The organism is Collinsella sp. OM08-14AT (genome assembly GCF_003438115.1).
Classification (GTDB): Bacteria; Actinomycetota; Coriobacteriia; order Coriobacteriales; family Coriobacteriaceae; genus Collinsella.
Genome location: NZ_QSTE01000002.1, coordinates 44,808 through 67,447, shown reverse-complemented (window position 1 = coordinate 67,447; position 22,640 = coordinate 44,808). Strand labels below are relative to the sequence as shown.

Sequence of the window (22,640 nt, the reverse complement as noted above, 5' to 3'; positions counted from 1 at the left end):
ACGATATTGAACGAATGTATGCTATGCGCCCAAATCTTTTGGGCAGAGTGGGAGACAGTATGGTCAAGCTGTACGAGGACGGCATCTACCTGCGCGGCGGCAGCGAGGTTGTGCCTGCGGCCGAGGCTGCCGAGCGCGGTATTACGCAGACACCCGAGGATGCCAAGCGCGGCACCATCGCGTATTCGATCCTCCAGGCACACAATACGTCGGGCGACCCCGAGGCACTCAAGATTCGCTTCGATGCCATGGCGAGCCACGACATCACCTTTGTCGGCATCATCCAGACGGCGCGCGCTTCGGGCATGGAGCAGTTCCCGCTGCCTTACGTGCTCACCAACTGCCATAACTCGCTGTGCGCCGTGGGCGGCACCATCAATGAGGACGACCACGTCTTTGGCCTTTCCGCAGCCAAGAAGTACGGCGGCATCTTCGTTCCGCCGCACATCGCCGTCATCCACTCCTTTATGCGCGAGAACTTTGCCGGTTGCGGCAAGATGATCCTGGGTTCCGACTCGCACACCCGCTATGGTGCCCTGGGTACCATAGCCGTGGGCGAGGGCGGCGGCGAGTTGGCAAAGCAGCTGCTGCGCGACACCTACGATGTCGCCTATCCCGGCGTCGTGGCCATCTACCTCACGGGCGCCCCGCGCCCCGGCGTCGGCCCGCACGACGTGGCGCTCGCCATCATTCGCGCCGTCTTTGCCAAGGGCTACGTCAAGAACAATGTCATGGAGTTTGTGGGCCCGGGCATCGCGAGCATGACGACCGACTACCGCAACGGCGTTGACGTCATGACCACCGAGACCACCTGCCTGTCGAGCATCTGGGCCACCGACGAGGACACGCACGCGTTTTTGACCATGCACGGCCGCGGCGACGACTATCGCGAGCTCAAGCCCGCCGATGTCGCCTACTACGACGGTTGCGTCGAGGTCGACCTGTCGAGCATCAAGCCCATGATCGCACTGCCGTTCCATCCTTCCAACGGCTTTGAGATCGACGAGCTCAACGAGAACCTCGAGGACATCCTGCACGAGGTGGAGCTCGAGGCCGCCAAGATCGGCGAGGGCAAGACGCACTTTAGCCTGCTCGACAAGATCGTCGACGGCAAGCTGCACGTGCAGCAGGGCGTTATCGCCGGCTGCTCGGGCGGCAACTATGACTCCGTGGTCCAGGCTGCCCGCGTGCTCAAGGGCGCCAATACCGGCTGCGGCGAGTTCTCGCTGTCGGTCTATCCCACGAGCCAGCCCGTGGCGCTCGAACTTACACGCCGCGGCTACATCTACGACCTCATGGAGGCCGGCGCAATCGTGCGCACGGCATTCTGCGGCCCGTGCTTCGGCGCCGGCGACACGCCCGCCAACAACGGCCTTTCGATCCGTCACACCACGCGCAACTTCCCCAACCGCGAGGGTTCCAAGCCGGGTAATGGCCAGCTGAGCGCCGTGGCCCTGATGGACGCCCGCTCCATTGCGGCAACGGCTGCCAACGGCGGCGTCCTGACGCCGGCGACCGACCTGCCCGAGGACACTTGGGACGAGGCCTGCGAGTACACCTTTGACGACGCGCCGTACAAGAAGCGCGTGTACTGGGGCTTTGGCAAGGCGGAGCCTGCCGACGAGCTGGTCGAAGGCCCCAACATCAAGCCGTGGCCCGCGATGGAGCCGCTCGGCGACGACATCCTGCTCAAGGTTTGCTCCAAGATCATGGACCCGGTCACCACGACCGACGAGCTCATTCCCTCGGGCGAGACGAGCTCCTTCCGCTCCAACCCGCTGGGCCTGGCTGAGTTTACGCTGAGCCGCCGCGACCCGGCCTACGTGGGTCGCTCCAAGGAGGTCGACGCTGTGGAGAAGCGTCGCGTTGCCGGCGAGTCCGCGGGCGACCTGGCGGCGTTCGATGCCGAGCTTGCCGGTGTGTTTGAGGCGCTGGCCGGCGCGGGTGTCGCGGCCGATGCCAAGGCGACCGAGTTCGGTTCCATGATTTACGCCAAGAAGCCTGGCGACGGCAGCGCCCGCGAGCAGGCCGCGAGCTGCCAGCGCGTAATTGGCGGCCTGGCCAACATCGTCCACGAGTACGCCACCAAGCGCTATCGCTCCAACGTGATGAACTGGGGCATGGTGCCCTTCCAGATGGAGGCCGAGCCCAACTTTGAGGTGGGCGATTACGTCTTTGTGCCGGGTATCCGTGCCGCGCTCGATGGCGACCTGAAGGACATCGCCGCCTACGTGGTGCGCGCCGATGGTGCGGTCGAGCAGATTGAGCTCTACATTGCCGATATGACGGCAGAGGAGCGTGCCATCGTCAAGGCCGGCTGCCTGATCAACTACAACAAGTTCAAGGCCGCTGCCGAGTAGCGCACTTAATTGTCCGCCCGGGGCTTACCCTTTCCCGCCCGCTCACGCGCTTCGCGAGGGCCGCGTTCGGGAAAGGGTAAGCCCCGGGCTACATTTCTGCGTTCTCGTTGGGTCTTGAGGGACGCTAATAAATAGACTTGCTTGATGCCGCCTCTGTTATCGGGGCGGCTTCTTTTTGTTGAAAACCACCACAAAGGGGGCAGGCACCTTTGTGGTGGTGGGGACGAGCTCGATGCTGTTGTGATCGTTGAGCGGCATGTTAATGGGCGGCTCTACAGAATTTCATCTGGGCTGGCGGGTTTGGTTGTTTTGGGGATGCCGAGTTTGGATGACGCGAAATCGTCAACATTGTCCTTAATTCCGTCTTTGGTGTAGACAGTGACCATATAGGTGCTGTGTCCGAATTCGCCCTTGTCGCGTGTTGCCCAGGCATCCCAGTAGGCGGCCCCGTTTCGCCCTTTGATTTTTCCGACACGGCGGAGTTCTGTTCGCTTTAATTTCTGGTTGCTATAGATGGTTCGACCGGCCTCCTCGGTGAGCCCGCACTGTCCAAGCATCTTGTCGAGGACTTGGTTCATGTGGCGCTCATCGGTGTTTGGTGCGTAGTCGTAGGCGAGGGTGATGAAGTCGAGTGGCTGGTCGTCGATTAGATAGTTTAGCGTCTGAGGTCCAAGGCAGAAATAGGGGGAGCATCCGTCGATCTGACCGAGCAGTGGCAACTTTGACTGCCAACTTCCGGTGGGAATTCCATCTTCGTAAAACACGCCGCGACAGATAAAGGAGAGCGAGGTGGCACGCGAGCCGGCGTCGACCATTCCGCATAAATCGAAGGGCGAGGTGATACCAATGGAAAAGGGCGTGATGACGATAAGGAAGAGCATCACGATGGGTATGGCGAGAATGGCGATGACGTTGCGACCGGTGGAATGAGGCGGCTTCATATGCGCTCCTCGAGACAAAGATCTGTTGAGGATAGGCAGAAATGGATATGTTCAGAGAGCAATTCAAGTTTAATCTCATTGCGCGAGATGGTCGACCGTTAGCGTCGAAAACCACCACAAAGGTGCCTGTCCCCTTTGTGGTGGTGAGGAGCGCGCGGCTTCTTTTGGTAATAGTGTTAGCTGGCGGTATCATTAGTGCAGGTGGCGAAGGTTTGCATTGTGGGGTGTTTTGCCGTGAGCCGTTCTGCCCGTATTGGATTGATTGTCTTGGCGCTTGCGATCGCTGTGGTTGGCGCGGGCGCTGTCGGTATGGCATTTCTACCTGCTGCGGTGACGGAGCCGGTGGTCAAGCCTGTGACTCAATCTGTCGAACTTCTGACCGGCGACGACAAGCCCGAGACCATTACCGTTGATTTTGATGAGCAGCCGGCTGTGCTGGGTATTAGCAATTATCCGCGTATTCAGCTTGGGGCCATGCGCTATACCACGGATACAAGCCTGATCGATAGGGCGTCCGAGCTACTCAAGGGCAAAACATTTAAGCGTTGGTACGGATATGCGTCCTATCGGGCAAAAGCGAACGACATGGTTGGCGGATGCCACTCGTCCATCGAGCTGGACACTGCAAACGGCGCAAAGTTATGTGATGTCTCGTACGATCCGGGCTACGAGGGCAATGAGGGTCCGGGCATCTACATCATGGACGGCGATGTCGCCTATGTCATGGAGGGCGACCAGACCGAGCTCAACGATTTTATGGGTCAGTGTATCCAAGATGCCTATAAACAGACCTGCTTGCCTGACCCGCAGACTGCACGCGATAGTGGGTCTGCCCGTACATGGCTGTTCGAGGATGAGATGCCCTGGACCGTCGAATCGGGAAGTACGGGTTCGGCGAAGGAGTAGAGACCGCGACCACCACAAAGGTGCCTGTCCTCTTTGTGGTGGTTTTCGGTCTGTCTCGATCTGTAACATCTAGGATCAAAAATGGCTGCTAGATGTTACAGATCGAGACGGTAGCGCGCCTGGGCAGCGGCGGGCTGACATCTCAGTACCCTATCCGTAATTCACTCAGAAAATCTTATATATAGAGACTTAGATTTGTGTATAAGATCGCGTAAAGCTGGCAACAATACTTCTCGAACAACGTGAAGCCGCCCCGTAGGGCGGCCGCCCCAAGAGAGGTGATTCCATGAGAATCGATAAGCTAGCAATGACGTCGCGCGAGGCGCTGCAGACCGCCATGAGCACGGCTGCCGATGCACAGGCCGGCGCGGTGGAGCCGATCCACCTGCTGTCTGCCCTGCTCGGTGCCGGCGAGCGCAATATCTCCGTGATCATCGAGCGCATCGGTGCCGACCCGGCTCAGCTCGCACGCTCCACACAAGATGCCATCGACCATGCGCCCAAGGTGTCGGGCGAGGGTCAGCAGATGGGCCTGTCCAACGAGCTCGTTCGCGTGATCGAGAAGGCCGAGAAAAAGGCCACCAAGATGGGCGACAGCTTTGTGGTGACCGAGCATCTGCTGATGGCACTTGCCGAGGACAAGGGTGAGGCGGGTCGCGTGCTGCGTGACGCCGGCGTGACCAAGGAGCGCATCGAGCAAGTCTACGAGGAACTGCGCGGCGATGACCGCGTGACGTCTGCCGAGGACAAGACGCAGTTTGAGGCGTTGGAGCAGTACGGTCGCAACATCTGCGATCTGGCTCGCGCCGGCAAGCTCGACCCGGTCATCGGCCGTACCGACGAGATCCGTCGTACTATTCAGGTTCTGTCCCGCCGCACCAAGAACAACCCCGTGCTTATCGGCGAGCCGGGCGTCGGCAAGACGGCCATCGTCGAGGGCATTGCTCAGCGAATCGTGGCCGGCGACGTACCGAGCACCCTGCGCGACCGCGACCTCATCGAGCTCGACATGAGCGCGCTGGTCGCCGGCGCCAAGTACCGCGGCGAGTTCGAGGACCGCTTGAAGGCCGTGCTCAAGGAAGTGCAAAAATCCGAAGGCAAGGTCATCCTGTTCATCGATGAGCTCCATACCATCGTGGGCGCGGGTGCCACCGAGGGCTCCATGGACGCCGGCAACATCCTCAAACCGGCGCTCGCTCGTGGCGACCTGCACGCGATCGGCGCGACCACGCTCGACGAGTACCGCAAGTACATCGAGAAGGACGCGGCGCTCGCCCGTCGTTTCCAGACCGTGATGGTCAGCGAGCCTACCGTCGAGGACACCATTTCGATCCTGCGTGGCCTGAAGGAGAAGTACGAGATCTTCCACGGCGTACACATCACCGATAGCGCGCTCGTGGCTGCCGCCGACCTCTCCGACCGCTACATCGCCGACCGCTTCCTGCCCGACAAGGCTATCGACCTGGTCGATGAGGCCGCGAGCCGCCTGCGCATGGAACTCGACAGCATGCCGGTCGAGATCGACGCCACCACGCGTCAGCTCACCCAGCTGCAGATCGAGGAACAGGCGCTCATGAAAGAGACCGACGACGCCTCTAAGGAGCGTTTGGAGGCTCTGCGCCAAGAGATTGCCGAAGTCCAGGAAAAGCTCAACGTGCAAAAGGCCGGCTGGCTCAACCAAAAGAACGCCATCGACCACGTGCAGGAGCTTAAGGGCCAGCTTGACGCGGCCAAGAGCGAAGAGGAGCGCGCGACGCGCAACGGCGATCTGGGCCGTGCGTCCGAGCTTCGCTATTCTGTGATCCCGGGTCTGCAGCAGCAGATTCAGGATTCCGAGGCTGCGCTCGAGGCGCAAAAGCAGCAGGACGGCGAGGGCCTCAACGAACAGGTGACCTCCGACGAGATCGCCGAGGTCGTGAGCGCCTGGACCGGTGTGCCCGTGTCCAAGATGATGCAGGGCGAGCTCGACAAGTTGAAGGGCTTGGAGGGCGAGCTGCATAAGCGCGTTATCGGTCAGGACGAGGCCGTCTCCGCTGTAGCCGCGGCCGTGCGTCGCAGCCGTGCGGGTCTCTCCGACCCAGACAAGCCCATCGGCAGCTTCTTCTTCCTGGGCCCCACCGGCGTAGGCAAGACCGAGCTCGCCAAGGCGCTGGCCGAGTGCCTGTTCGATGACGAGCGCGCGCTCGTGCGTATCGACATGTCCGAGTATATGGAGAAGTTCAGCGTCCAGCGTCTGATCGGTGCGCCCCCGGGATACGTGGGCTATGACGAGGGCGGCCAGCTCACCGAGGCCGTGCGCCGTCGTCCCTACTCCGTGATCTTGCTCGACGAGATGGAGAAGGCTCATCCGGATGTCTTTAACGTGCTGCTGCAGGTGCTCGACGACGGCCGTTTGACCGACGGTCAGGGTCGCCAAGTGTCCTTCAAGAACACGATTATCATCATGACGTCCAACGTGGGCTCCAAGGCTATCGCCGATCTGTCCGGCAAGGACGAGGAGGAGATGCGCCATCAGGTTGACGGGGCCATGGCTCAAACCTTCCGCCCCGAGTTCCTCAACCGTATCGACGATATCGTGGTGTTCCATCCGCTCGGCATGGCGCAGATCGAGAAGATCGTCGACATCCAGCTCGCCGACGTCCGCGCGCGTCTGGCCAAGGAGCGCATGACGCTGGCCATCACCCCGGCGGCCAAGCAGATGCTCGCCGTGGGCGGCCTGGACCCGGTCTTTGGTGCCCGTCCGCTCAAGCGTCTCGTGCAGCGCGAGGTCGTGGATGCCATTGCCGCCGCTATCATCGACGGTACGGTGCGCGAGGGCGATCAGGTGACGGTCGATGTCGACAAGGACGGCGGCTTTACCGTCGTGTGCGACAACACGCCGGCGGCCACCTACGAAGTCCCCGACGCCGAGTAGATTTTGGGCCGGCTTTAAAACCGCCCCTCATCGCAAAACGCCAAGGGCGGCGGATCCAATCGGGTCCGCCGCCCTTTTTCGTGCGACAATCGATGGTGTTGAACGTGAGTACATGGCAAGGAGCTATGCAGATGACAGACAAGAACAAGACGAACACGCCGGCGACCGATGCCGCACCCGCCGCACCTAAGCCTGCGCCTAAACCGGCGCCCAAGCCGCGCGACCCCTATATCCGTGCCGAGAACGAGGATGACGACGGCTACGATCCTTATAGCGATCGTCGCCCCGAGCGCGAGCCCCTCTTCGAAGCCGACCCCTGGCGTTAAGTAGCTCATTTGGGACGGGGCTTTTTTAGCTACTTTGTTTTCGGCTAGAGGCGTTCATGCCTGCCCCCTCGGCCGCTCGATATCCTCCGGGAGGGGCCACTAATAGAAAACTTGCTTATCCATTAATCAAGATACGCATAATCTTGCTCTCCTGCTAATCAAGAATCGTTATAATCTTGATTAGCAGGAGAGCAAGATTGGAGAATTATGGCATTCAACGACTTGGTGGCTCAAAAAATAAAGGACTTTGAGCAACAGGGGATTCCGCAGGTCTTTGAGCGCGACCTTGATCTGGGCAACCCGCAGGAGCCAAAGCGCGACAACATCGTATATGTGATTGTGGGCGCCCGTCGTTGTGGAAAGACGTATCGCCTGTATCAGGAGATACGGCGGCTTCAGGGCCAAGGCGTCGAGCTTGACCGGATGCTATATTTCAATTTTGAGGATGAGCGCTTGCGTCCGTATGAGCCATCGCTACTAGCGGACGTGCTCGATACATTCTATGCACTATATCCTGCTGCTCGAGGCGAGGGCGCCTACCTTTTCTTTGACGAGATCCAGGAAATACCCGAATGGGGTGCGTTTCTGCGACGCGTGGTCGATACGGAGAAGGCGACCGTTTACGTGACGGGATCTTCTTCTAAGATGCTGTCCTCAGAACTTAAGAGCGAGTTCAGGGGCCGTTCTCTTGTGCGAGAGCTTTTTCCGTTGAGTTTTTCGGAATACGTCCGATATAAGACGGGGGGCGTTCCTGAGTCGAACGCGCCCTTCTCCTCAAGCGCTGCAGCGTTGCTCCGACACCATCTGGTCGGATATCTCGAGCGAGGGGGATTCATCGCGACACTTGAGCAGACGCCCGCAGACGCGATTCAGCTGCTACAGGAATATGCGTCGCGAACGGTCGCCATGGACGTCGTTGAACGTTACGACGTCAAGAACCCCCGTTTGGCCTCGCTGTTTCTGGCGCGGTGCATGGCATCTTCGGGACGAGAGCTGTCAGTGAACAAAGTGTACAACGAGTTCAAGAGCAGACAGATATCCGTCAGTCGAAATACGCTCAGCGACTTACTTGAGTATTACGAGGACGCCTACCTGCTGTTTTCGGTGCCGGAGTTCACGCGTTCGCTTGCAAATAATACGCGGTCTGCGTCTAAGGTCTACGCCGTCGATCCTGCGATGTTCGGAGCGTTCTCCCCCGCATCGGCATTGGATCATGGTCAGAGGCTCGAGACCGCGGTGTTCAATGCGCTCAGAAGAAGGACCACCGCCGTGCGGCCCGGTTCGGTTTGCCGCCTGCTGATTAAATATAAGAATAAAAGCCATGAGGTGGACTTTGTGGCTGGGGATGCACTGCTCATGCAGGCTTACGGCCTGATTCAGGTAAGTGTGGATATGACAAGCGAGAAAACGCGCGAGCGCGAAATTGCCGCGCTCGATGCCGCGATGGCCCAGTTTGATCTTGGCGAGTCGGTAATCGTTACCATGGATGAGCAGGCCGATATTCCATGCAAACACGGCGTGGTGCATGCTGTGCCCGCATGGAAGTGGCTCCTTTCCTAATCGTCTATGGATTTGCGAGGCCAGGACTCAGGTGTCATGGTCCGCTAGTCCTGGGCCTTGATGCTCGGCAGGAGAATCTGGGCGAGGTAGTCGGTCTCGAGTTTGGTCGCGGCGTCTGCCTTGCCGTCTTTGCCGACCAGTACGTTCTTGATCTGGCTATAGGTGTAGCGGTTACCGGTCGTGAACTCGACAAGCTCAATGGCCGTGTCCATGGGGTAGGTTGACACGGGATTCTGCGTCCGTCCGTTGATGGTCTGGGGCACCACGTACGGATAGACGGGGCCGCTGGCGTAGACGGTATAACCGTTGCCTAGATTGGCCGCACCCAAAACCGTATCGCCCTCATCGGGCGTAAAGCTCTCGCCCTCGCGCACCGCGACGAGCGTCACAATCGGCGTATCGCTGTCGCCGGCAAGATAGATGCATAGCGTGCTGCCATTTTGCCAAGTCTCGACCTTGCCGTACCACTCGACGGGGATATCGAGCTGGTAGAGGTCGGTTGCCTTGTGGCGAGCGTCAGCATCGCGGGCTGCCTGTGCCTTTTGCGCGCTCACGGCATTGACGGCGGCGTCGCGCCGCGCGGTTGCCGCCTGCTGGAGCACCTTGGCGGTGGCGGCGGAGCTCGCGCCTCCCTCCTCGGCATATTTGGCGGCGGCATCGATCTGGTCGTCGGTTACCGTGTCGGCCGAAGGCACCTTGAGCTTAAAGGCGGCCTGGCTGCTTAGGTCCTGTCCGTCGCTCTTGATCGTGACCTGCGCCTTGGTGGTCGGCACGGTATAGACGGTGCCGTCGGACGCGATGGGGGAGGCAGCGATGGAGAGCGTGTAGTCACCGGGTAGCAGTTTGATGCCACGGCCGTGCTCGTCAACATAGAGTGTTTCGCTCACGGAGGATCCGTCAGAATCCTGGCCACTCACTTGTACGGGAATCTTGGAGCCGGCGGAACAGTCGAGGCCCGCGGCATGCACGCCAATCTGCACCGACATCATCGTGTGGGCATTGGCGGCGACAGCGGCAGCCTGCTCTTGCTGATATCCGTTCCAGGCAGCATAGCCTGCACCGCCGGCGACGAGCGCGACGGCCACGACACCGGCGACCATCAGATTGCGGCGCTTGGGCGACATCTTGCGATGGCGGACCTCGGCTTCGTGTGCCGAGGGAACGGACGGCAGGGGAATATCGCCCATGGCGATGGTCTCATCCACGGCTGGTGCGGAACCCAGGCCAGGAAGCTCGCGAGTCAGCGAATCTTCGGCCGGTAAGCTGTCGAGCAAGACGGTTTCCTCGCCCGTGTCGGATTCGGGCTGGTCGTCGGCCTCGCTTTCGGTGTCTTCGTGATCTGCCTCATCTTCGGCAGGCTCAACATCGTCTGCATCCTGATCATCGGGCTGCGCCTCGATTTCCGGCTCATCCTGCACATCAACGCTCGAATCGTCAAACGCAATCTCATCGAGTGAAATTCGGTCTAAGCTCTCCAAGGCCTCAGCGCAAGCTTCTGCATCTTGGGCCGCATCCTCTTGACCCATCGTCTCATCTTTCATATATCCCCCAAGCTCAATATCGGGACAACACTGTACCCAAAAACGGGACCACATAGAGCCGCCGTATGATTTGAAATCCGATTTTATATATGCGCATGTTTTTGAATAGATGAATAAGACGCAACGACAAAAGCCCCCGGAAAGCGAGTGAAACGCTTTCCGGGGGCTCTGCGAGACATTGGATTGAAAATCCTGGCGGGCGGGCCTATGCCCAAGCGCCAACAGCGACCAACATGTTACTCGGCGTGCGCGTAATCAACCTTGGCGCGGCGAGCGGTAGCCTTCTCCCAATCGCTGGTGCCCTCAAAGACGTCCTGCTTGTAGGGATTGCGGCCGAGCTTCTTGGCACGGTAGACGATGTAGATGATCGCGGCGATGTTGGCGACCAGTGCGGCGATCGAGACCGCGGTAGCGGCGCCGGGGTCGAGCGTGGAGTGGGTCACAAAGATGGACTCCTCCTGGAAGTACGGGAATACCTGGGCAAACATGCACCAAATAGCCAGCGTAAAGGCACGGTTCTGGATCCAGCCGCCCTTGTTCCAGATAAAGGCGGCGACGGTGGGCGCCAGCAGCAGTGCAAAGCCGCAGAACCAGGAGTGGGTGGGCAAGCAGTTGTAGGTGTAGCAGAAGTTCCAGATATCGTAGGCGATGATGTAGACCCAGGTCATGTCGGGCCACAGCATGTCGGTCTTGTCCTCAGAGGCGTAGACACTCCACCAACCGGTCATGCAGAAGATGTTGATGATACCGGCGATGCCGTTGAACACGTTGTTCCAGCCGGCGAGCTGCGTGGCGCCCTCGGAGGTGACCCAGGTGGACTCGCCCAGGACAAAGAAGTGATAGGCGCTCTCAAAGTCGGACACGACGGCGATCATGATGTTGATGGCGACGATCACAAACGGCCACGCGCGGAACCAATGCGCCTTGCCGATCTTGCCCCACTGGTACTTAATGGCAATGAAGCCCCAGCAACCGGCCAGCGCCGCGTATACCTTGGCGTAGTGGAACCAGCTGTTCTGGTACACATGGGTGGGGTTGGTGAGCGCCCACTCGGCACCCTGTGAGACGCCGATGGCGATAGCGACGCAGTAGATGGTCATGGCCAGCGGAGCCACGCCAAAGATGATGGCCGCGCCCAGCTTGGTGCGGCGGCCGACCTCGTTGAGCACGATCAGGCCAATAAAGACCATGGCCCAGCCGGCCCAGTGGATAAGGGTATTGCTACCCCAAACATCGAACAGCATGCTGCTCTCCTTTCACAAGCCCGCGGCCCCTCTTCTGATCGCGGGCAGTTTGGCCAAATGTCGTCAGTTCTGGGGCTTGCGCTCCTGATACTTGGCGGTATAGCCCTCGATATGGAGCGTCGAGGCGATGATTTCCTTGACTGTCTCGTCGGGCACATCGGGGTGCGTGCGGATATACATCAGCAGCCCCATGATGAGGGTGTAGAACGTCTCGTAGACATGGTCGATGCGTAGCTCGTGATGGGCGACAAAATCCACCACGGTGGTATCGCAGATATACTGCGCCACGCGCTGGACCACGTTGTGCAAAAAGCCGCCGTAGAGCGCGCCGCTGCTCGAGGTGAGCGTGCTCGGCAACTCGTGGCCGCTCACGACCAGGCGCTTAAAGAGCGGAGCAACGGTGTCGAGTGCGCCTTCGATGTCGCCAACCGTGCGGCTGGCGTTCCACTGCTCGAGCTCGGCGATAAAGCCGTCGATTGCCTCGTCCATAACGGCGGTGACGGCGGCATCCATATCGGCAAAGTAGTGGTAGAACAGCGAACGCGTGCAGCCAGCCCGCTTGGTCACGGCCGATACCGAAAGATGGGACACACCAAGCTCGGCGCTCACGGCGCGCACAGCGGCGAGGATCTCGCGACGGCGCTCGTCGCCCGTCAGGCGTTTTGCCGCGCTATCGGATGCGGGGACGGCATCGACCACAGAGATATCTGCTGCGTTGTTGCCCATGTTTTGCCGCCTTTCATCCTCTTTTGCCTGACCGTTCGCCTAACAGTCTTGAATATTGTTGACGGTTCGTCAATACTGTTTTTGACACAATGTCAACAATAGCGGGTGAACGGCATGGGGGCATGTCGAACCCGTACAAAGAGGGGCGCCGCGGTCTCGCCGGGCTGTGGCAAGAGAAGGGACGACTATGATTCTCAACGGACCGGGGATTAGCTATACCGAGCCCGATATCGGCGCGGAGTTCGTGCCGCCGATACCGGAGCATCCGCGCGAGGCCATCGTCAAACTGTGTGAGCACTGCACCAACCGCCTGCTGCACCGCGACGAGCTGCTGGGCTACGAGTACTGGTCGTTTGCCGAGGCCGCAACCGACGAGCAGGCCGAAGTGCTCTGCAAGATGAAGATGCGCCGTCCCTATACGCTGCCCGAGATGGTCAAGCTCACCGGCATGCCCGAGGCCGATATCGAAAAAATGCTCGACGACATGAGCTACACGGGTCTGCTCGAGTACAACTGGGAAAACCCCGAGCGCGCCAAGCAGTGGGTGCTGCCCATGCTGGTGCCGGGTTCCGCCGAGTTCCTCAACATGCGCGTGAGCCAGCTCGAGGAGCATCCGGTCTATGCCAAGTTCTTTGAGCAGGCGTCCAAGGGACCGCTGTCCAAGGCCACGCCGATGGTGCCGCCCGGCGGTGCCGGCATCGGCATGCATGTCATTCCGGTCGAGAAGGCCATCGATGCCGCGAGCACCTCGGTGCCGATCGAGCATATCGAGCATTGGCTCGACAAATACGAAGGTAAGTATGCCGCTAGCACCTGCAGCTGCCGCGCGAGCCGTCGCGTGATGGGAGAGGGCTGCGCCGACGACCCGGCCGATTGGTGCATCGCCGTGGGCGATATGGCCGACTACGTGGTCGAGACCGACCGCGGCCATTATGTGACGCGCGAGGAGGTCTACGACATCCTGCGCCAGGCCGAGGACAACGGCTTTGTGCACCAGATCACCAACATCGACGGTGAGAACAAAATCTTCGCCATCTGCAACTGCAACGTCAACGTGTGCTACGCCCTGCGCACTTCGCAGCTGTTCAACACGCCCAACCTGTCGCGCTCGGCCTACGTCGCCAAGGTCGAGAAGGACAAGTGCGTGGCCTGCGGTCGCTGCGTTGAGGTGTGTCCGGCCGGCGCCGCCAAACTGGGCCAGAAGCTCTGTAGCAAAAAGGCTGGCGGACAGGTGCCCGAGTATCCGCGCCAGGAGCTGCCCGATGCCACCAAGTGGGACCACACCAAGTGGTCGCCCAACTACCGCAACGACAACCGTATCGAGACGCATGAGTCCGGCACCGCTCCCTGCAAGACGGCCTGCCCCGCGCACGTTGCCGTTCAGGGCTATTTGAAGCTCGCGGCGCAGGGCCGCTATGACGAGGCGTTGGCGCTCATCAAGCGCGAGAACCCGTTGCCCGCTATCTGCGGCCGTGTGTGCAACCGCCGCTGTGAGGATGCCTGCACCCGCGGTCGCGTGGACGAGGCCGTGGCCATCGACGAGGTCAAGAAGTTTATCGCCCAGCGCGATCTGGATGCCGCGACTCGCTATGTCCCACCTGTGGTGACCCCGACGCGTGCCGGCGGCTTCGACCAGAAGATCGCCATCATCGGCGCCGGTCCGGCCGGTCTGTCCTGCGCCTTCTATCTGGCCGAGAAGGGCTACAAGCCCGTCGTGTTCGAGAAAAACGAGCGCCCGGGCGGCATGCTCACCTACGGCATTCCCAGCTTTAAGCTGCAGAAGGACGTTATCGAGGCCGAGGTCGAGGTCATTCGCCTGATGGGCGCCGAGTTCCGCTATGGCGTGGAGGTCGGTCGCGATGTGACGCTCGACGAGCTTCGCGCGCAGGGCTTTAAAGCCTTTTACGTGGCCATTGGCTGCCAGGGTGGCCGCCTTGCCGGTATTCCGGGCGAGGATGCCGAGGACGTGACCGTGGCCGTCGACTTTTTGCGCGAGGTCAACAGCGGCAAGATCGACGCGCTGCCCGGGCGCACCATCGTGGTGGGCGGCGGCAACGTGGCCATCGATGTCGCGCGCAACGCCTGCCGTCTGGGTTCCGAGCACGTTGAGATGTTCTGCCTGGAGAGCGAGGTCAAGATGCCTGCCAGCGAGGAGGAGCGTCGCGAGGCCATTGAGGACGGCGCGCACATTAGCTGCGGCTGGGGCCCCAAGGAGATTCACCTGGACGAGGCCGGTCGTGTGTGCGGTATCACCTTTAAGCGCTGCACGCGTGTCTTTGACGACGAGGGCCGTTTTGCGCCCGAGTATGACGAGAACGACTTGCGCCGTGTCGATGCCGACCGTGTCGTCATGTCGATTGGCCAGTCCATTGTGTGGGGCGACATGCTGGCTGGCTCCAAGGTGGAGCTCGGCCGCAGCCAGGGTGCCCTTGCCGATCCGCAGACGTACCAGACCGCCGAGCCCGACATCTTTGTGGGCGGCGACGTCTACACCGGTCCCAGCTTTGCTATCGACGCCATCGCCGCCGGTCACGAGGCCGCCGTGTCCATCCATCGCTTTGTGCAGCCGGGCTCCACGCTCACCATCGGCCGCAACCAGCGCCGCTACACCGCGCTTGACCGCGACGATGTTGTGATTGAGAGCTATGACAACGCAAGCCGCGAGGTGGCACGTGTCGACCGCGAGCGCGAGAAGGCTGCGCCCTTTAGCGAGTACGTCGAGACCTTTACCGAGGAGCAGGTGCGCGCCGAGACCGCTCGCTGCTTGGGCTGCGGTGCCTCGATCGTCGACCCCAACAAGTGCATCGGCTGCGGCCTGTGCACCACCAAGTGCGCGTTTGACGCCATCCATCTGGATCGCGACCGCCCCGAGTGCTCCACGATGGTCAAATACGAGCAAAAGCTCCCCAGCCTCGGCAAGTACGCTTTGAAGCGTGCGATCAAAATCAAATTTGGGAAGAAATAAAAAACGCAACAAACAAGAGAACGGCGTAGAGAACGGTTGGACAGCGAGCGAGTCCCAGGCGTGGCGAGGTGCCTTGAAAGAGGAGGGCATAGGGCTTTTGCCCATGCCCGACGATTGAAAGGCAGATCGTCCGTCTGGGGCTCGCGCAGCGTCAAGTCGACCGCCGTTCGTTAGAACGGCGGAAGAAAAAGTGCATGAATTAGGAATCGTCTATCACATCATTCGCGATGTCGAGAATGTGGCGCGCGCCAATGGCGTGAGTCGCGTTTCGAGCGTGACGCTGCTCCTGGGCGAGGTCTCGGGCGTCGTTCCCGATCTGCTGCTTGATGCTTGGCGCTGGGCGGCAGATAAAAAGCCTATCACGCAGGGCGCGGAGCTTATTGTGGAGCCTGTCGAGGCCGTGACGCATTGCGAGGCGTGCGGCTGCGACTACGCGACGGTCGAGCACGGCAAGACCTGCCCCCATTGCGGTAGCGGCGAGACCTATCTGCTGCAGGGCCAGGAGGTCATGATCAAGCAGATCGAGACCCCCGACGAGGACCCGACAGACGCTGCCCCCGACGGCCTATCCGATGCCCCCGATGCCGTCGACGCCGCCAACCCCCTCCACATCGCCTAACTTAGTCGTTGGGGACGTTCTTAAACGACTAGTCATTAAAGAACGTCCCTAACGACTACTTTGCTAGAGCATATTTCTTACCATTAGTCAAGCACCATCTGTTTAAACGAAATAGCCTCAACGCGAGCACATTTGTGTCTGTTTAAAACCGGCAATAATGAACAGCGTGCTCAATTCGGTCATGTAAATAGATCAGCTATCAATCCTCAGCAGCAAATCAGCCAAAATACTGGAATGTAATCAACTTGTAACAAAACAAGACGTTTAAACAAATAATGCTACCTTTTGCAGTTTTTCAAACAATTCTGCTGTATTTGCAGCTATACTCCATAACTGTCGTGTAGGAATTACGTAGACAAAAAGGAGGTTATGTGATGGTAAGTATTGTTCTTGCTAGCCATGGTGACTTGGCGGCTGGAATCAAGCAGACGGGCTCGATGGTCTTTGGCGATCAGCCGTCTGTTGCCGTGGTCTCGCTCGAGCCGAGCATGGGCCCCGACGACTTCCGTGCCAAGGTCGAGGAGGCAATCGCTTCCTTCGAGGACCAGGAGCAGGTGCTCTTCCTCGTTGATCTGTGGGGCGGCACGCCGTTCAACCAGATCAGCGGGCTCATCGAGGGCCACGATTCCTGGGCTATCGTCACCGGTGTCAACCTGCCTATGCTCATCGAGGCATATTCGCAGCGCTTTGACGCAAAGAACACTGCACATGCGATCGCAAAACATCTCGTGACTGAGGCTAAGGCCGGCGTGCGCGTCAAGCCCGAGTCTCTGGAGCCCGAGGAGAAGAAGCCGGCTGCGGCCGCCGCTGCTCCTGCGGGTGCCATTCCTCCGGGAACGGTGATCGGCGACGGGCACATCAAGATCGCCCACGTCCGTATCGACACGCGCCTGCTGCATGGTCAGGTGGCCACCACGTGGACCAAGCAGATCAACCCCAACCGCATCATCGTGGTCTCCGACGGCGTTGCTCACGACGAGCTCCGCAAGACCATGATCGAGCAGGCTGCCCCTCCGGGAGTCCACGCCAACGTCGTGCCTATCAAGAAGATGGCCGAGGTCGTCAAGGACACGCGCTTTGGCGACACCAAGGCGATGCTGCTGTTCGAGAACCCGCAGGATCTGCTCAGGGCCATCGAGGCCGGCGTCGACATCAAGGAAGCCAACATCGGTTCCATGGCCCACTCCAAGGGCAAGGTCGTCGTCACTAACGCTGTCGCTATGGGCGATGACGATGTCAAGACCATCGAGGCTCTCAAGGCCAAGGGCGTCAAGTTCGAGGTCCGCAAGGTTCCTTCGGATTCCTCCGAGGATCTCGACGCCATGTTGAAGAAAGCTAAGGCCGAACTGGCCGCTCAAGCATAGTAAAGGAGGGTCCGATACATGTCTGCAATCACTATTCTGCTTGTTGCGATTGTCGCGTTGCTTGCCGGTATGGAAGGCATTCTGGATGAGTTCCAGTTCCATCAGCCGCTCGTGGCATGCACGCTTATCGGTCTCGTAACCGGTCACCTTCAGGAGGGCATCCTCCTGGGCGGTTCGCTCCAGATGATGGCCCTTGGCTGGGCTAACGTCGGCGCCGCCGTCGCGCCTGACGCCGCTCTGGCCTCGGTCGCTTCTTCGATCATCATGGTGCTCGCCCTCAACGGCGGCGCCACCGATTCGGCCAAGGCCGTTACCGCCGCCATCGCCGTCGCCGTCCCGCTGTCGGTCGCTGGTCTGTTCCTGACCATGATCTGCCGTACCCTGGCTACCGCTATGGTTCACGCCATGGACGCCTGCGCCGAGAAGGGCGACTTCGCCGGCATCGAGCGTTGGCAGTACGCCGGCATCCTCATGCAGGGTGTTCGTATCGCCATCCCGGCAGTACTTCTGTGCATCATCCCGGCCGAGGCCGTTACCAACGCGCTTAACGCTATGCCCGATTGGCTGTCCGGCGGCATGGCTGTCGGCGGCGGCATGGTCGCTTCCGTCGGTTACGCCATGGTCATCAACATGATGGCCACCAAGGAGACCTGGCCGTTCTTCATCCTCGGCTTTGTCCTTGCTGCCATCCCTCAGCTCACGCTGATCGCCCTTGGCCTCATCGGCATCTCCCTTGCCCTCATCTACCTTGGCCTTAAGGATCTGGCCAAGCAGGGTGGCGGCATGGGCGGTGGCTCCGGTGACCCGCTCGGCGACATTCTGAACGATTACGAGTAGGAGGGGAGTGATACATATGGCAGAGAACAAGATTCAGCTCACCAAGGCTGACCGTAAGAAGGTTTGCTTCCGTCATCAGTTCCTTCAGGGCTCGTGGAACTACGAGCGTATGCAGAACGGCGGCTGGTGCTTCGCAATGATCCCTGCGATCAAGAAGCTCTACACCAGCAAGGATGACCAGATTGCCGCTCTTAAGCGCCACCTGGAGTTCTATAACACCCACCCCTATGTTTCCGCCCCCGTCATTGGCGTTACCCTCGCCCTCGAGGAGGAGCGCGCCAACGGTGCTCCGATTGACGACGTCGCCATTCAGGGCGTCAAGGTCGGTATGATGGGCCCGCTCGCCGGCGTCGGCGACCCCGCCTTCTGGTTCACCCTTCGCCCGATTCTGGGTGCACTGGGCGCTTCCCTGGCCCTGTCCGGCAGCATCGCCGGTCCGCTGCTGTTCTTCTTCGCGTGGAACATCATCCGTTACGCCTTCCTGTGGTACACGCAGGAGTTTGGCTACAAGGTCGGCTCCTCCATCGCCAAGGACCTCTCCGGCGGTCTGATGGGCAAGGTCACCGAGGGTGCTTCCATCCTGGGTATGTTCATCATCGGCGCCCTGGTCGAGCGCTGGGTGTCCATCTCCTTCACCCCGGTCGTCTCCAAGGTCACGCAGTCCGCTGGCGCCTATATCGACTGGGCCAACCTGCCCGCCGGTTCTGAGGGCATCAAGCAGGCATTGACGATGTACAGCTCTGTCGGTGCCAACGCACTCGACCCGGTGAAGGTCACCACGCTTCAGGCCAACCTCGATCAGCTCATCCCCGGCCTTGCCGCCGTGTGCCTGACCCTTCTGGTCTGCAAGCTCCTCAAGAAGAAGGTCAGCCCGATCGTCATCATCCTGGCTCTCTTCGCCGTCGGCATCATCGGTCGCGTCTGCGGCTTCATGTAAGCACGCTTCGGCTTAAGACCGAGAGTTGCTAGGCAAGGGCTTTTGAGCCATTGAAACGGGCCGCACCCGGTGGGTACACTGGATGCGGTCCGATTGTTTTTATTGGAGGGCGAGGCGCGTATGGCGCAATCTCAGAACAGCACGGTCGATCTGGCAACGCCGGCAACCTGCCTGATGGGGCTTACCAGTCACGGTAACGTGATGGTGGGCAATAAGGCGTTTGAGTACTATAACGAGCGTAATCCCGAGGATTATATCCAAATCCCGTGGGACGAGGTCGACTATATTGCCGCCGAGGTTTTGCGCGGCACCAAGAAGATTACGCGTTTTGCCATCTTTACCAAAGAGAATGGCCACTTTACGTTTTCGACGCGCAATGACAAGGAAACGCTTCGCGCGGTGCGTAAGTACATTGACGAGGACAAGCTCGTTCGTTCGCCCGACTTTATCGATGTGACGGCCAAGGGCGCCAAGAGCATCCCCTCCGTTATCAAAAACCTTTTCCACAAAGGCAAGTAGTCATTAAAGAGCGCCCCCTCAAAGTGGGGCGCAGTCTCCCATGTGGCTCGATCGGGAAAGTGCATCCCAGTTCGAGCGTCGATTCCGGGATGTAGTTTCCGGAACGGGGTCGTTTGGGAAACCGTGTCCCGTTTCGAGCCGAAATTCTGGGTCACAGTTTCCCAGCGAGGTCTCATGGGGAAAGTCTGACCCAGAATTTGCCTGGATAGTGGGACGCACTTTCCGGAGGGCTGTTCCACCGCAACTTCGAAGAGTGGGTATACGCTGCATTACAGCGGCGTAAATCTGCTACACTAATACAACATGCCTCCGTAGCTCAGGGGATAGAGCACCGCTCTCCTAAAGCGGGTGTCGACGGTTCGAATCCGCCCGGGGGCACCAGAGATTTGCCGAGCCCGGTACCACTACGGTGCCGGGCTCTTCTGGTCTAAAGGCCGGATTCGGACCGTCGACACCCGCGTCACTTATTTCCCCGCGGGGGGAGTTTTCGAATCCGCCCGGGGGCACCAGAGATTTGCCGAGCCCGGTACCACTACGGTGCCGGGCTCTTCTGGTCTAAAGGCCGGATTCGGACCGTCGACACCCGCGTCACTTATTTCCCCGCGGGGGGAGTTTTCGAATCCGCCCGGGGGCACCAGAGGAATATCGAGCCCGGTACCGCTACGGTGCCGGGCTCTTCTGGTTCATGCCATGTCAAAAATGAAGCGCCCGCTTGCTGGGGGAGCAAGCGGGCGCCTGTGAGCGAATATGTTTGCGGCGAGAGCCGTAATGAACGGTTGGGTTGCGACTAGTTGGTCGTACCGGAATCGTCGCCCGTGCTCGTGCCTGAACCCGAACCCGAGCCAGAAAGTGCAACCGTCAGCGTAATCGTGCTGTCGGTGGACTGCTTGCCGGTGGGGGAGACGCCCGTGACGGTGGTGTTTTCGTTGCCACTCACGGGGTTGCCGTTCTGATCGCAGAACGCGATGTTGTAGAAGCCGGCGTTGTTGAGCGCGGTGACGGCGGCGGAAATGCTCTTGCCGTACAGGTTGCCCGGGACGGTGGCCTTGCCGGACTTCTTGGCAATGACGACGGTAATCGTGGCGCCGGGCTTCTGCTTGCCACTGGGGTTCCAGCTAATGACGGTGCCCTCGGTGACGGAGTCGTTCTCCTGGTAGCTGACGTCGACGCCAAAGCCTGCCATATCGAGGGCGTTGCGCGCCTGGGCCTCGGTCATGTCGGTCAGGTCGGGGACGGACGTGGTATCCGGGCCGCTCGAGACCTTGTACGAGATGGTCGTGCCCTTCTCGACTTCCTTACCGGCTTCGGTGCCCTGCTCAAAGACCTGGCCCTCATCGGCCTCGTTGGCCTCCTCGGAGGCGTTGCCCTTCAGGCCAACGCTTGCCAGCGCGGCTTCTGCCTGGTCCTTGGTCAGGCCGACCAGCCGGGGAACCTCGACCTTCTCGGAGGGCTTGGGGCCCTTGGAGATTACCAGGTTCACCTTGGTGCCCTTGGCCTTCTTGGTGTTGCCGTTGGGCGTCTGCTCGGCGACCTTGCCCTCGTCGACATCGTCGTTGTAGCTTTGGTCGATGGTGCCGACCTCGAGGCCGGCTTCCTTGATCTGCTCGACGGCAGTCTGCTGGTCCTTGCCTAGCACATCGGGCACGGTGACCTGCTCGCCGCCAAAGAGTCCTGTGGCAAAGGCCACCACGATACCGATGACGGCAACGGCTGCCACCACGGCGGCGATGATCTTGTTCTTGTTGGATTTGGGCTTTTCGACCTCGTAGGAGCCGGTGGAGCCCGAAACCGAGCTACGGGCGGTATTCTGGCCGCTCACGCCCGAGACGGGACGCACCATGGCGCGCGTCTGATCGGAAAGCTCGCGAGTCTTGGTGGCGCCCAGCTCACCGGGGGCACCGATGATGCGCGTGGGCTCCGAGATGTTGACGGCACGGCCCGACAGGTAGCTGTTGAGCACCTGACGCAGCTCGTCGGCGGTCTGGAAGCGGTTTGCCGGGTCCTTCTCCATGCACTTGAGGATGATGCGCTCAAGGTCGGCGTCGACACCGGAGTTGATCTGGCTCGGCGGAATAGGCAGCTCGTTGACCTGCTTGAGTGCGACCGAGATAGCGTCGTCACCGTCAAAGGGAACGCGGCCGGTGGCGCACTCGTACATCACGACGCCCAGCGAGTAGATATCCGAGGTGGGGCCGAGGTCCTGACCACGGGTCTGCTCGGGGCTGACGTAGTGGGCGGTTCCCAGCACGTTGTTGTCTTGCGTGAGGTGGCTGTTCTTGGCGCGCGCGATGCCAAAGTCCATCACCTTGATGTTGCCGTCTGGCAGCACCATGATGTTCTGCGGCTTAATGTCGCGGTGGATGATCTCGTGCTTGTGGGCGACCGAAAGCGCGGAGCTGATCTGCGAGCCGATCTGGGCGACCTTCTTGGGGTCGAGGGCGCCGTGGCTCTTGATGCCGCTCTTAAGGTCGGTGCCGCGCAGGTACTCCATGACGATGTAATAGGTGTCGCCGTCCTTGCCCCAATCGTAGACGCCCACGATATAGGGGGAGGAGAGACCGGCTGCTGCCTGGGCCTCCTGCTTAAAGCGTGCGGCGAAGGTTGCGTCGCCAGCATACTGCGGCAGCATGATCTTGACGGCTACCGTGCGGTCGAGGACCTGGTCCTGCGCACGGTAGACGGTCGCCATACCGCCTGTCCCCACCTTATCCTTGAGGAGGTATCTTCCCCCGAGGACCCTCTGTTCCATTCCTGCTCCTAACATAACTATTCGCTCAACGATGTGTGTAGTACCTACGATGTGGCCGCTGGGGCCGTGTGGCGCGTTGCCGCTAACTCTTCGGCCGCGGCGCGCCTCGGGTGTCCGATTCGATCATGGGCA

16 protein-coding genes and 1 tRNA gene are annotated in these 22,640 nt (G+C 60.3%); 12 read left to right on the top strand and 5 right to left on the bottom strand.

All coding sequences use genetic code 11. The annotated features are described in order from the left end of the window. Positions 1-59: 59 nt before the first annotated feature. Positions 60-2,360 (top strand): hydratase, encoded by a 2,301-nt coding sequence (locus tag DXC18_RS01775; protein ID WP_117583636.1) that lies wholly within the window; start codon positions 60-62, stop codon positions 2,358-2,360. Between the two features lie 272 nt (positions 2,361-2,632). On the opposite strand, the gene DXC18_RS01770 is transcribed toward DXC18_RS01775, so the two are convergent. Further along, positions 2,633-3,301 carry a hypothetical protein gene (locus DXC18_RS01770; protein ID WP_117716164.1) on the bottom strand — a complete coding sequence of 223 codons (669 nt, stop codon included), beginning with the start codon at positions 3,299-3,301 and terminating at the stop codon, positions 2,633-2,635. A gap of 234 nt (positions 3,302-3,535) precedes the next feature. On the opposite strand from DXC18_RS01770, the gene DXC18_RS01765 reads away from it, so the two are divergent. The 4 genes from DXC18_RS01765 (at position 3,536) to DXC18_RS01750 (ending at position 9,007) form a co-directional block, all read left to right on the top strand. Continuing rightward, a complete protein-coding gene (locus tag DXC18_RS01765) occupies positions 3,536-4,207 on the top strand; it encodes a hypothetical protein (RefSeq protein ID WP_147329350.1) in 672 nt (223 codons plus the stop codon). Between the two features lie 286 nt (positions 4,208-4,493). Next, complete coding sequence (clpB, locus tag DXC18_RS01760) at positions 4,494-7,121, top strand: ATP-dependent chaperone ClpB (protein WP_117583633.1); 2,628 nt, start codon at positions 4,494-4,496, stop codon at positions 7,119-7,121. Between the two features lie 131 nt (positions 7,122-7,252). Next, positions 7,253-7,447: a hypothetical protein gene (locus DXC18_RS01755; protein WP_232049598.1), complete on the top strand. Its 195-nt coding sequence runs from the start codon at positions 7,253-7,255 to the stop codon at positions 7,445-7,447. A gap of 207 nt (positions 7,448-7,654) precedes the next feature. Beyond that, positions 7,655-9,007, top strand: coding sequence for an ATP-binding protein (locus DXC18_RS01750; RefSeq protein WP_117716163.1), 1,353 nt, complete (start codon positions 7,655-7,657; stop codon positions 9,005-9,007). Between the two features lie 44 nt (positions 9,008-9,051). Here the strand turns inward: DXC18_RS01750 and DXC18_RS01745 are convergent, their stop codons facing one another. The 3 genes from DXC18_RS01745 to DXC18_RS01735 form a co-directional block, all read right to left on the bottom strand. Beyond that, positions 9,052-10,548, bottom strand: a complete 1,497-nt coding sequence (locus DXC18_RS01745; protein WP_117583632.1) for a hypothetical protein — start codon at positions 10,546-10,548, stop codon at positions 9,052-9,054. A gap of 236 nt (positions 10,549-10,784) precedes the next feature. Beyond that, entirely contained in the window at positions 10,785-11,792 is a 1,008-nt protein-coding gene (locus tag DXC18_RS01740) for a DUF5692 family protein (RefSeq protein ID WP_117583631.1), read from the bottom strand. A gap of 63 nt (positions 11,793-11,855) precedes the next feature. After that, positions 11,856-12,518, bottom strand: a complete 663-nt coding sequence (locus tag DXC18_RS01735) for a TetR/AcrR family transcriptional regulator (protein WP_117583630.1) — start codon at positions 12,516-12,518, stop codon at positions 11,856-11,858. 187 nt (positions 12,519-12,705) lie between these two features. Between DXC18_RS01735 and DXC18_RS01730 the strand changes: the two genes are divergently transcribed. The 7 genes from DXC18_RS01730 to DXC18_RS01700 all read left to right on the top strand — a co-directional run bounded on the left by DXC18_RS01730 (position 12,706) and on the right by DXC18_RS01700 (position 20,140). Beyond that, positions 12,706-15,483: an FAD-dependent oxidoreductase gene (locus tag DXC18_RS01730; RefSeq protein ID WP_199412169.1), complete on the top strand. Its 2,778-nt coding sequence runs from the start codon at positions 12,706-12,708 to the stop codon at positions 15,481-15,483. A gap of 190 nt (positions 15,484-15,673) precedes the next feature. Beyond that, positions 15,674-16,102: a hydrogenase maturation nickel metallochaperone HypA gene (locus DXC18_RS01725; protein ID WP_117583629.1), complete on the top strand. Its 429-nt coding sequence runs from the start codon at positions 15,674-15,676 to the stop codon at positions 16,100-16,102. A 374-nt stretch (positions 16,103-16,476) separates the two neighbouring features. Continuing rightward, on the top strand, positions 16,477-17,466 hold the full coding sequence (locus DXC18_RS01720; RefSeq protein ID WP_089573275.1) for a PTS sugar transporter subunit IIB: 990 nt from the start codon (positions 16,477-16,479) through the stop codon (positions 17,464-17,466). 18 nt (positions 17,467-17,484) lie between these two features. Beyond that, the gene (locus DXC18_RS01715; RefSeq protein ID WP_117564943.1) at positions 17,485-18,303 is read left to right on the top strand and encodes a PTS mannose/fructose/sorbose transporter subunit IIC; all 819 of its coding nucleotides are present in this window, start codon (positions 17,485-17,487) and stop codon (positions 18,301-18,303) included. Positions 18,304-18,319: 16 nt separating this feature from the next. After that, entirely contained in the window at positions 18,320-19,240 is a 921-nt protein-coding gene (locus DXC18_RS01710; protein WP_117564942.1) for a PTS system mannose/fructose/sorbose family transporter subunit IID, read from the top strand. A gap of 120 nt (positions 19,241-19,360) precedes the next feature. Beyond that, positions 19,361-19,759: a DUF956 family protein gene (locus DXC18_RS01705; RefSeq protein WP_117716162.1), complete on the top strand. Its 399-nt coding sequence runs from the start codon at positions 19,361-19,363 to the stop codon at positions 19,757-19,759. A gap of 305 nt (positions 19,760-20,064) precedes the next feature. Further along, positions 20,065-20,140 (top strand) — tRNA-Arg (locus DXC18_RS01700). A gap of 406 nt (positions 20,141-20,546) precedes the next feature. Here the strand turns inward: DXC18_RS01700 and pknB are convergent. Further along, positions 20,547-22,508, bottom strand: a complete 1,962-nt coding sequence (pknB, locus tag DXC18_RS01695; protein ID WP_117716161.1) for a Stk1 family PASTA domain-containing Ser/Thr kinase — start codon at positions 22,506-22,508, stop codon at positions 20,547-20,549. Between the last annotated feature and the right edge of the window lie 132 nt (positions 22,509-22,640).